This is a genomic window from Chryseobacterium sp. CY350 (assembly GCF_027945075.1).
Taxonomy (GTDB): domain Bacteria; phylum Bacteroidota; class Bacteroidia; order Flavobacteriales; family Weeksellaceae; genus Chryseobacterium.
The window spans coordinates 1,694,635-1,706,618 of sequence record NZ_CP116034.1 but is presented as its reverse complement, the minus strand read 5'-3'; the positions used below and the strand labels follow the sequence as shown (position 1 = coordinate 1,706,618).

The following is an 11,984-nucleotide window of genomic DNA, read 5'->3' as shown; positions in this document are numbered from 1 at the left end:
TTAGCACAAATTAATTGAAGTATATACCTGCTTTGAGCGAAATAATGTCAATTTGTCACAAAATTTCTAATGGTATAGATATTGAGAAAGTGAGAGTGTAATTAAATTTAAAAATTAAAAAAATATAGATATTATGAGTAAAATAATCGGAATTGACTTAGGTACTACCAACTCTTGCGTTGCAGTAATGGAAGGTAAAGATGCTGTAGTGATCCCAAATGCAGAAGGTAAAAGAACAACGCCTTCTATTGTAGCATTTACAGAAGATGGTGAAAGAAAAGTAGGTGATCCTGCAAAAAGACAGGCTGTTACCAACCCTACAAAAACCGTATATTCAATCAAAAGATTCATAGGAACTCATTTTAAAGATGATGCTTCTGAAGTTTCAAGAGTTCCTTACGGTGTTGTAAGCGGGCCAAACGATACAGTAAAAGTAAAAATCGACGATAGAGAATATACTCCACAGGAAATTTCTGCAATGATTCTTCAGAAAATGAAGAAAACGGCTGAAGATTATCTTGGACAGGAAGTAACAAGAGCAGTAATTACTGTTCCGGCTTACTTTAACGATGCTCAGAGACAAGCTACAAAAGAAGCTGGTGAAATCGCTGGTCTTACTGTAGAAAGAATCATCAACGAGCCTACAGCAGCTGCTTTGGCTTACGGTATGGATAAATCTCACAAAGATCAAAAAATTGCAGTTTACGATTTAGGTGGTGGTACTTTTGACGTTTCTATCCTTGATTTAGGAGACGGAGTTTTCGAAGTATTGTCTACAAATGGTGATACACATTTAGGTGGTGATGACTTTGATGATGTTATTATCAACTGGATGGCAGACGAATTTAAAGCTGAAGAAGGTGTAGATCTTAAAGGTGACGCAATCGCTTTACAGAGATTAAAAGAAGCAGCTGAAAAAGCAAAAATCGAATTATCTTCTTCTCCTCAAACTGAAATCAACCTTCCTTATATTACAGCTACAGCTACAGGTCCTAAACACTTGGTGAAGCCTTTAACTAAAGCTAAATTCGAGCAGTTATCTGCTGATTTGGTAAGACGTTCTATGGAGCCTTGTAAAAAAGCACTTTCTGATGCAGGTCTTTCTATCAGCGATATCGACGAAGTGATCTTGGTAGGTGGTTCTACAAGAATCCCGATCATTCAGGAAGAAGTTGAAAAATTCTTCGGTAAAAAACCTTCAAAAGGTGTTAACCCGGATGAGGTTGTAGCAATTGGTGCAGCTATTCAGGGTGGAGTTCTTACAGGAGATGTGAAAGACGTTCTTTTATTAGACGTTACACCACTTTCTTTAGGAATCGAAACGATGGGTTCTGTTTTTACTAAATTAATTGAATCAAACACTACGATCCCAACTAAAAAATCTGAAGTATTCTCAACAGCTTCTGACAATCAGCCTGCTGTAAGCATCAGAGTAGGACAGGGTGAAAGACCAATGTTCAACGATAACAAAGAGATCGGTAGATTTGATTTAACAGATATTCCACCGGCACAAAGAGGAGTTCCACAAATCGAAGTAACTTTCGATATCGATGCCAACGGTATCTTGAGCGTTTCTGCTAAAGATAAAGGAACAGGAAAAGAGCAGTCTATCAAAATTCAGGCATCTTCAGGTCTTTCTGAAGAGGAAATTGAAAGAATGAAAAAAGAAGCTCAGGAAAATTCTGCAGCTGACTTGAAGAGAAAAGAAGAAGTTGAAATTTTCAATAAAGCTGACGGATTAATCTTCCAGACTGAAAAGCAATTGAAAGAATTTGGTGATAAATTGTCTGCTGACAAAAAAGCAGCAATCGAAACAGCACATACAGATTTGAAAGCAGCTTTCGAAGCTAAAAACGGCGATGATGTAAAAGCTAAAACCGAAGCTTTGGATGCAGCATGGATGGCAGCTTCAGAAGAAATGTACGCAGCAGGACAGCAAGGTCAAGGTGCTGATGCAGGACAGTCTCAAGGAAATGCAAACGGAGCGGAAGACGTTCAGGATGCAGACTTTGAAGAAGTGAAATAAACTCATCGAGTAAGTAATAATGAAATCCCCAAGCGTAAGCTTGGGGATTTTTTTGTTTCTAATTTAAGCATATTGAAATTCATTAATTATTACCGAAAGATTATTATACTATTTAATGTATTGAAAGTAAATGGTTTACTGGTGTAGACGAGAGGTGAGAAATTAAGCAGGTAACAGCAGGATAGCAAAAATTGATGATAAGTATACTTTTAGGGAAATAAAAATATGAGAAATATCATGTCTGTACTTATTTCTTTTCTCATGTTTCATTTTAAAGAAAGTTTTAAAGTAATTATAAAATCACCAATCACAGAATGAAGAAGTCCATAGTAACTATGGGTATTTTACTAAGTACCTCAGGTTTTATCTTCGCACAGGAAAAACAAGCAGCCAATACGGCAAAGTCACAGGATAGTATACAAAATCCTAAAAATAAAACAAAAGATATTGAGGAGGTCGTCATTATTGCTTACGGCACACAAAAAAAAGGAGAGGTCACGGGTTCTGTTGGTAGGGTAAGTGCAGAAAGTTTTAAAGACCGTCCTATAGCGAGAGTAGATCAGGCTTTAACGGGACAAATTGCCGGAGTGAAAACACGCGCCACATCAGGAAAACCCGGCGAACCGCTGGAAATCAGAGTTCGTGGTACAGCTTCAATTTCAGCAAGTAATTCTCCCCTCTACGTGATCGATGGAATGGTAGCAGATGATATGGCAAATGTTTCGCCAGACGATGTGCAATCGATTGAAGTACTAAAAGACGCCGCTTCTACGGCAATGTACGGTTCCAGAGGTTCTAACGGTATTGTTATTGTCACTACAAAGAAAGGAATATCCGGAAAACCTTCATTTTCATTTTCTCAATACTATGGCGTCCAGACAATTGAAAAAAAGTTGGATATCATGACGAGTTCAGAGTGGATAGATTACGCCACTGAATCAATCAACAAAAGATGGGTCGCTTTGGCTCCGGGAAATTCTGCATCAGACAGTTATGCGGTAAGAGCTAACTATTTAAATTTAGCAAATACAACAAACTATAATTTAGCTAATGTCAATTATATGATTGATCCTCGCTGGGGAACAGATCAGGTTGCTTACATAGACTGGCAGGATGCTTTTTACCGTCCTGCAGCAATTCAAAATTACCAGCTTTCAGTACGTGGAGGAAGTAAAGATGTGAAATATGCAATCTCTGCTTCGTATTTTGATCAGGAAGGTTTGGCTCTTAATACAGGATTCAACAGGTATAATCTGAGTGCAGTAGTCGATATTAATATTTCAGATAAATGGAAGGCAGGAATTGCCTTAAGGCCAAGTTATTCACAAAGTTACGGAGCAGCAGTAGACGGAAAAGACAATGAAGCTCACAAAATGCTCTCAATGGTTCCTGTTGCAGAATTGTCGGCCGGTCTCTATACCAATTTTTGGAAAAATGACCGGTACAGATGGGCAAGTTCTTCGCAAAGCTCAATTGGTGTTTTAGAAAATACAACCAACAATACCAACGAATTCAGGTTATTATCTAGTCTTTATATGTCTTATGATATTTTGCCGGGTTTAAATTTTAAAATTTCCGGAGGCGCAACCAATAATTTTAATCTCAACAATAGCTATACACCGACATTTAATTTAATCACAAACATTCCTGGACAGGTAAGTATTGCCAGTCGCCGAACTGTAAATTATAACAGATATTTAGGAGAAGCCTTATTAAATTATAAAAAGACTTTCGGAAATCACAGTATTGCTGCTCTTGCGGGTTATAGCGCAGAAAATTACAGAACGACTAGCCAGTACAACCGAAACAAGGGTTTCCCGAATGATGATTTAAAAACATTTAATTTCACGCAGTCTGCATCGGTTTTAAATTCAGAATATACCGTTTCAGAATGGATGTTGGTGTCGATGTTCGGCCGTGTAAATTACGATTATAAAAAGAAATATATGCTGTTCGCAAGTATTCGTAGAGATGGTTCGTCCAGATTTGGATGGAATAATCTTTGGGGAACATTTGCAGCATTCGGAAGTGCCTGGAAGATCGATGAAGAAGAATTTTTACAGGATAAAACGTGGCTTAGCAATTTAAAGCTAAGATACAGCTGGGGTGAAAACGGAAATAATAACATTGGAGATTACAGGGCTTTTGGTACACTTTCGGGTGGTAATTATTCTTTCGGTGGCAATTTATCGAATGGTTTAATTCCAAACACCATCGCAAATCCTAATCTGACTTGGGAAAAAACCCAGTCTTCAGATTTTGGTTTTGAATTAGGCTTATTCAACAGAATTGATTTCACAGCAGATTACTATATCAAAAAAACCAACGATCTTCTTTTGCAACAGCCAATTCCTTTTGCTACAGGTTACAATATCATGTGGAAAAATGTAGGGTCGGTTCAGAATACTGGTTTGGAATTAGATTTAAGTACAAAAAATTTAACAGGTGCTTTCAGATGGAACACTTCGGCGAATATTGCATTTAATAATAATAAAGTACTGCAATTGGGTTCTGATAATGCGCCAATTTACACAGGTTTCTCTAGCTCAACAAATATTATCAAAGTAGGAGAAGAGCTCAATTCTTTTTATCTTTATGAAGCGATAGGAGTGCTTTCTACTGCAGATCTCACCAATACTGGTGTTGCTAAAACGGCTGGAGCAATTGCGGGAGATGTAAAATATAAAGATTTTAACGGCGACGGTAAGATTACCGAAGACGACCGTCACATTATCGGAAGTCCTACACCAGACTATTATTGGGGTTTTACAAATACTTTTTCTTATAAAGGTTTTGATCTTTCTGTATTTTTTCAGGGTCAGAAAGGAGGTTATAGCTATGCATTGTTAGGACGGGCAATCGACCGTACCAGTATGGGAACCACTACCAATGTAATGGGGAACTGGGCAAATCGCTGGCGTTCTGATGAAAATCCGGGAGACGGAAGAACACCGAGATTAGACGGAACCACAGGTAGTCTTCTAGACACGAGATGGTTGTATGATGCAACGTATATTCAGTTGAAAAACGTGACGTTGGGCTACAATTTTGAACAGGAATTAGTCAATAAACTAAAAATTTCTAACCTGAGAGTGTATGTCAGTTTAGAAAATGTCTGGAGAAAAGATCACTATTACGGTGGTTACAATCCGGAATCTGTGCAGTCAGATGGTACCGATTATGGTGCATATCCGAACGCAAAAGTGTATATGATGGGCTTAAACTTTAACTTTTAAATTAAAAAAAATGAAAATTTCAATAATAAATAAATCCTTTTTACAAGTCAATATGAAATCGCTTGCTAAAGCATTGGTTTGTGGTAGTATGATGCTCGGAATGGTCAGTTGTGAAGATGATCTGATGCTGGAACCCGAAAATAATATTACCCAAAACTCTTTTTATACCACAGAATTACAAATTCAGCAAGCTTTGTCGGGAGTTTATTCTGCGATGGTGAATGCTTCATCGCGAGGAGGTTATGATGTTAATTTTTATTTATTGGCGTCAGAAGTTCGATCAAATAATTTCAATGCAATTTCGCAAAACGGAAATAGAGATTATTATGCGATCAACCGCTTTCAGGATACGTCTTCGACTGACGAAATGGAAATTCTTTGGGAAGATGCTTATCAGCAGATTGCTTATGCAAATATGTTATTGTCAAGAATTGATGCAGTACCATTTGCAGATCCCGCAACCAGAGAGCAATACCGTTCAGAAGCGCGTTTCCTAAGATCTTATGCCTATTTTGAGTTGATGCGTACTTTTGGAAAAGTTCCGTTAATTGATAAACCGGTAAGTCCGGATGAAGCCTCAAAAATACCGAGAACAGATTTGGTAACGCTCTATAACTTCATCACCTCAGAAATTGAAGCCTCTGTCGCTGGTTTAAAAAACACTTACGATGCCGCAAACAAAGGTAGAATTACAAAATCAGCGGCTCACGCAATGTTGGGAAGAATTTATCTTACAGGATCGGGGTTTCCGCTCCATAACAGTTCGTATTCGGCAAAAGCAAAAGAGCATCTGTCTGCAGTGATTCAGGGAGAAGGTCAGTCTGTAACATTTGCAGCTAATTATGCAGATTTATTTAAAAGTGCCAACGATAATAAATTCCACATTTTTGAAATTCAGCATATTAGTGGCGGCTTATCACAAGGTTCTTACTTGCCAAGTTATGTTTCGCCAAACTTTGGGAGCGCAGATCCTTACTACAATGCGCAAGGCAGTTTGTACAGTTCCGCTGAACTGGGAGTTTCTCAGTCATTGATAGACAGTTATGAACCAGGAGATTTGAGATTACCTTTAACGATCAAGACAAGTTTTATCGCAACAAACGGACAACCCGATCAGGCGAAATTTTTCGTGAAATTCCGTGAAAAAGGAGTTGTTTTAACCAACCGATATGACTGGCCAATCAACTTTCCTATCATAAGATATGCAGATGTTTTGTTGATGTACGCAGAGATATTAAATAATGAGGGATCTACAAATGCTGCGGTTTTTTATCTTAACAGAATCCGTCAGAGAGCAGGTCTTGCTCCTGTTTCCGCTTCAATATCAGCTGCTGATTTTACCACTGCTCTAAGAAAAGAAAGAAGAGTAGAATTTGCCGGTGAAGGTGTTTATTGGCACGATTTAGTTCGCTGGAATACAGGAGTTGCAGTTATTAATCAGGCTGCTGCACAGCTCAACTATAATTTTACGATTACAACGAATGATTATTTATATCAGGTTCCACTATCTCAAATTCAGGTGGCAGGATATGATCAGAATCCTTAAAATTTTTTTAATTAAATATGAAATCCCTTTGCTTTTGTAAAGGGATTTTTTTTATTTAAATTCTTGAAGTAGTTGGTATTTGTAATTTTTCGTCTATCCAATTTTTTTGAATTTCTTCATAAGATTCTATTCTTTGTGGAATGAAGAGTTTATCTATTTTATCAAATTCAACAATCAAATTTTCAAACGGTGTAATATCTAAATTTTCGTAATAAACCATTTCATCTTTAGAATAAAAATCCGATAAAGATTGATTTTTAATTAATTTTTTAGTGTTTTGGTAATTGTTGTAATTAATTATTTGCGAAAAGATCTGAGCTCTGATGTTACTGAGTGCCATATCTTGCTTAGATATGACATGGCCAATCTTGGTTTCATACTCGAGTGGAAATTCAGAATAATATCGATATAATTTGATTATTCTATGGTCTTTTCGTGCCACTAAAACTGAAACTGAATTTATTCTAACAAATGTACTTCCATTTAATGCTAAATAGAATAGTTCATCATTCGTTGCAATATCAGAAACTTTACTAAACATTTTGTATAAGTTGGAATATCCTTCTTCATCATACTTTTCAGTAAGTATAATTTTGAAATATTGATGATCAATTGGCTCGACAACTTTTTTTATTTTATTACTGATTTGTGCGGAATAGAATAATGTCTGAAGTAATAGTATTAGAATAATTTTAAATTTAGATCCCATAATTTAATTTTGTTTTAAATATATATTTTATTTAATTAAAAATCGTATCATCAATTTAAATCTAACCGACAAAAAATTTAGCAAAGAAATATCAAAAAAAATCTCAATATTTGGCAAAATAAAACGACAGCGCCCAAACTAAAAGCCTGGGCGCTGTCTATTGCAAAATTTAATTCTTCTTAAACATGATCTCATCCAGTCGGGTCTGGTTAAGATAGATCTGCTGAAACTCAATCGGCATATACTGATAAAGGATATTCCATTGCTGAGTGTCGGTGTGCTTTTTCAAGCTTCCGAAAGATCTGATAAATAGATTTTCGATGATGTGCTTTACGTTGAAAGTTCCGTTTTTGTAAAGCCATTCCATCATTTTGATGTTTCTGTTGACGATATTGATTTTAGATTCCTGTAAAAGAACTTTCAGATAATCGACTGTCGATTGAATGATTGCAGGAAAATTATTCTGTGCAGAAAGCTGTGCGATCTCGTTCTGAATTGTTGGATAAAAAATTTTCAAATGCTCAATTGCCTGAGTCTCATTAATAGTATCCGCTGCAAAATTCTTCATTGTTTAAATATTTTAAAAACATTCAAGCAGTAGCCAAAAGCGTACCAAAATCACGTTGAAATTCAAAATTAACAGACTTGTTTAGTTTTTAAATTTAACCTTAAAATTTGCTTTAAATCCTTTAATGATCAACGATACAAAGCTTTCTGATGAAAATGCAAATTTGTAAGTGTTTGATTATTAAATCAATTGATTTTGATTAATAGTAGAAAAAGATTGACGACTGTTAAAACTCATAATGATGTTCAAAGATATAATCTGTTGCTTAAAATTTATGCAATTACAAATGTCTTTTCGACAATAATCGGATCAATGAGAAAGTGATTGATTAGAATTTGCTTTTGAGTTACCTTTTCACGAAAAAAAATATTTTGTCCTTTTTAAGTCAGAGATTAATATATTTGCAGTCCACAAAAAATCAAAGATGTTTTCAAAAATTGCAGTACACAGGGTAGGAAATAAAATCAATGGAGAATCTCTCTTGCTTTCTCAGGAAGAGCTTGAGCTGGATGAAGGAACGGTTGAAATGCTGGAGAATTATTTTTTAGGTTCGTTCAAAACAGAAGAGACTTATCAATTTTATAGCGATTCTTATTTGGTTAACAATCCTGTTTACAGTTCTGTGTCGGAAATTTTTGAAGATAAGGCTAAATTTCTTTGGGAATCTGAAAATCTGGCAAAACATCTTTTTGAAGCTGCCGAAAACCCAAGAGTTCAGGGTGGCGAATTGTTTGTTGTTTATTTTGAAGACGAAAGAGAAGGCGATGAAAAAGTAGATAAAATCGGAATTTTTAAAACTGAAAAGAGAGAATCTTTCCTAAAGATTTTTCCTAAAAATGAATCGTTTGAGATTGATAAAGATCAGGGAATCAGTCTTTCAAAAATCGACAAAGCTGCACTAATCTACAACAGCAGTAAAGAAAGCGGATACGTTTTGTCGGTTGTTGATAACAATAAAAACGGCGATATGTATTACTGGTTTGAGGATTTTCTTAAAGTTAAACAGCGCGATGACGAGTATTTTCATACACAGGAAGCTCTGATGGTTTACAAAGATTATATCATTAAACAACTTCCGCAGGAATTTGAGGTTTCAAAGGCGGATCAGGCAGATTTTCTGAATCAGTCGATCAATTTTTTTAAGGAAAAAGAAGAATTTAAGCTTGATGATTTTGCAGCTGAGGTTTTGAAAGATGAGCATGTGATTGAAAGTTTTAATAATTATAAAACCGATTACGAACAGGAAATGCAGATCAATATTGCTGAAGAATTTCCAATAAGTGAAGCTGCTGTAAAAAAAACACAGAGACATTTTAAAAGCATCATTAAATTAGATAAAAACTTCCATATTTACATTCATGGTGACCGTAAAATGCTGGAGCAAGGGCAGGATGAAAAAGGCAAATATTACATGCTTTATTTTGATAAGGAAGTGTAAAAAGCGCCTTAGAATAACGTAATACAAAGATGTAATTAGTGAATTATTTTTACTGATGATAGATGTATAATCATTTATCAGTCGAAAATAATATTTCATAAGGATATAATTTCACAATATTGTTAAGGAAAGAATAAAAAAATATAATTTTTATTAATTCTATATACAAATCTCATTACACCTACCACAAAGTAATTTTTAGGAGGAAAAATGATTAACTTTGATCTCTTTAAGTGTTATCTATGAATTTTGTTGAATGTCATGAGGAGCCCATCCAAATACCGGGTTACATACAAAGTTTTGGTTATCTGATTGGCATTGATGCAGAAGATCAAACCATTGCTTTTTTCAGTGAAAATATTACGGATATTTTTAATACTGAAAATTCTGAAGCTTTTTTTGGAAAGAAAATGACAGACTTTCCGGAGCTTTTCCATAGCGTAATGGCATCGGATATCTACGAATCGCTGGAAAATCTTACCCGAAGAGATAACGAAACTTATTTTGACAAAATATTTATCCAAGGTAAAGAATATCATTTTTCTGTCTTTAGAAGTCAGGATCATATTTTCTTCGAATTCGAAGCCGTGGTAGCAAATCCTAATAAAAGAATTACCAACAAGTACGACAATTTCTATATAATTGATAACCAAAAAGAAATTTGGGATCAGCTTCTGGGTACACTTTTCAATATCATCAATTATGACCGCATAATGGTCTATAAATTCATGGAAGATGGTTCTGGTAAGGTAATTGCAGAAAAAACAAACGCGAATATAGAAAGCTACCTCGGTCTCCATTATCCTGAATCTGACATCCCAAGACAGGCCCGGGAACTTTATAAGAAAAAGCGAAAAAGAATCTTCAGTAATGTGCATTCTGAACCCGTGAAAATTCTGAGTAAAACTCTGCAAAGCATCGATCTTACATTTGCATCATTGCGTGCAATGTCACCAATTCATGGTCAGTACATCAAAAATTCAGGAGCTTCGTCAAGTTTCAGTATATCAATTATCATAGATGATCAGCTTTGGGGTCTGGTGACTTGTCAGAATTCTGAGCCTAAGCATATTGATCTTGAAGATCGTGTGCAGGCGGGCATTTTTACCGTTTTGGCATCTAACGCTTATTCATCATTTAAGTCAAAAAAAGAGCTCGAATATCGTTTGGATTTAAGCTTAAAAGCATCTCAGCTGAAGTCTGAATTTTTAAAGCATAATACTTTGTTTGAATCGTTGGTAGAAAACAAATCTGCCATCAGAAATCTGCCTGATGCAGACGGTTTAGCTGTGGTTTCAGAAAATTATATTGTCACAGATGGTACTGCCCCTGATCATGCAACAATTCAAAAAATTGTAGATTGGGCATACCAGAATACAGAAGAAATGTTATTTATCAGCCGTAGTTTTCTCAAAGATTTTGGTGAAGAACTTGGTCTGGACGAGACGGTAGGCGGAATCGTAATTTATTTTGTTGAAAAAAGTAAAAACGAATTGCTGATCTGGTTTAGAAAAGAGTTTGATGAACATATCAACTGGGCCGGAAACCCTGAAAAGAAAATCGGTGTGTTTTCGCAAAACGGAGAAGAGAAAAGTATCGTTTCACCACGAACTTCTTTTGAAGTTTTTAAAGAAGATATTAAAGGAAATTCAAAAAGATGGAGCAGCAGAAACGAAATTGCCGTGCAAGCTGTACGCGATGTAATTCTGGAAACTTCACACAAACAATATATTACGATTAAAAGGCTCAATGAGCAGCTTAAAAAGGTCAACGAAGAACTCGACAGTTTTTCGTACACCATTTCGCATGATCTCGGGACACCATTGACGGTGATGAAACTCAACGCTCAGATGTTGCTGAAAAGTCTTTCGGAAACTTCAGATAAAAACAAACATAAGATCAGCTCGATTATTGACGAGATCGACAATATGGCAGAGATGATGCATGATGTTCTGCAGCTAAGCCGTGCTAAACACAGTGAAATTGAGCTTGAAAACTTAGAAACGAAGCAAACTATTGAAAAGATTACAGAGAATGCCAAACTGACTTTCGACAGTTTGAGCAGCAAAGTTGTTATCAAAGACTGCCCGAATGTTTTGGCTGATAAAACTTTAATGCATCAGGTTTTTCTCAATATCATCAACAACGCCATAAAATATTCTTCTAAACAGGATCAGCCAACTGTACTTATTGAAGGCTCTGAAGAAGGCGATCAGATCATCTACAGAATCACCGACAACGGTATAGGAATTCCTGAAACTGAGAAGCACAGAATGTTTAAAATTTTCAACAGGATGGATAATGCCAGAAAGTTTAAAGGAAACGGAATTGGTCTTTCCATCGTTCATCGTATTATGAACAGAATCGGTGGAAATGTAGATTATGAAAGCACCAATAACGGAACTTGTTTTATTTTGACGTTCCAAAACCCTAAATTTGTGAAACTTTAAAATAAATAAGA

7 protein-coding genes are annotated in these 11,984 nt (G+C 35.7%); 5 read left to right on the top strand and 2 right to left on the bottom strand.

Features of this window, described 5'->3' with window-relative positions:
* Positions 1-133 precede the first annotated feature (133 nt).
* From dnaK to PGH12_RS07800, 3 genes are all read left to right on the top strand, one after another.
* Positions 134-2,026 carry a molecular chaperone DnaK gene (gene dnaK / locus PGH12_RS07810; RefSeq protein WP_267597613.1) on the top strand — a complete coding sequence of 631 codons (1,893 nt, stop codon included), beginning with the start codon at positions 134-136 and terminating at the stop codon, positions 2,024-2,026.
* 314 nt (positions 2,027-2,340) lie between these two features.
* Positions 2,341-5,262: a SusC/RagA family TonB-linked outer membrane protein gene (locus PGH12_RS07805; protein ID WP_267597612.1), complete on the top strand. Its 2,922-nt coding sequence runs from the start codon at positions 2,341-2,343 to the stop codon at positions 5,260-5,262.
* A gap of 10 nt (positions 5,263-5,272) precedes the next feature.
* Positions 5,273-6,808, top strand: coding sequence for a RagB/SusD family nutrient uptake outer membrane protein (locus PGH12_RS07800; RefSeq protein ID WP_267597611.1), 1,536 nt, complete (start codon positions 5,273-5,275; stop codon positions 6,806-6,808).
* Between the two features lie 55 nt (positions 6,809-6,863).
* On the opposite strand, the gene PGH12_RS07795 is transcribed toward PGH12_RS07800, so the two are convergent.
* Both PGH12_RS07795 and PGH12_RS07790 read right to left on the bottom strand, forming a co-directional pair.
* Positions 6,864-7,517, bottom strand: coding sequence for a hypothetical protein (locus PGH12_RS07795; RefSeq protein ID WP_267597609.1), 654 nt, complete (start codon positions 7,515-7,517; stop codon positions 6,864-6,866).
* Positions 7,518-7,686: 169 nt separating this feature from the next.
* Positions 7,687-8,085, bottom strand: a complete 399-nt coding sequence (locus tag PGH12_RS07790) for a DUF7674 family protein (RefSeq protein ID WP_267597608.1) — start codon at positions 8,083-8,085, stop codon at positions 7,687-7,689.
* Between the two features lie 424 nt (positions 8,086-8,509).
* Between PGH12_RS07790 and PGH12_RS07785 the strand changes: the two genes are divergently transcribed.
* Both PGH12_RS07785 and PGH12_RS07780 read left to right on the top strand, forming a co-directional pair.
* The gene (locus tag PGH12_RS07785) at positions 8,510-9,523 is read left to right on the top strand and encodes a nucleoid-associated protein (protein ID WP_267597606.1); all 1,014 of its coding nucleotides are present in this window, start codon (positions 8,510-8,512) and stop codon (positions 9,521-9,523) included.
* Between the two features lie 242 nt (positions 9,524-9,765).
* Positions 9,766-11,973: an ATP-binding protein gene (locus PGH12_RS07780; protein ID WP_267597605.1), complete on the top strand. Its 2,208-nt coding sequence runs from the start codon at positions 9,766-9,768 to the stop codon at positions 11,971-11,973.
* Positions 11,974-11,984: the final 11 nt, after the last annotated feature.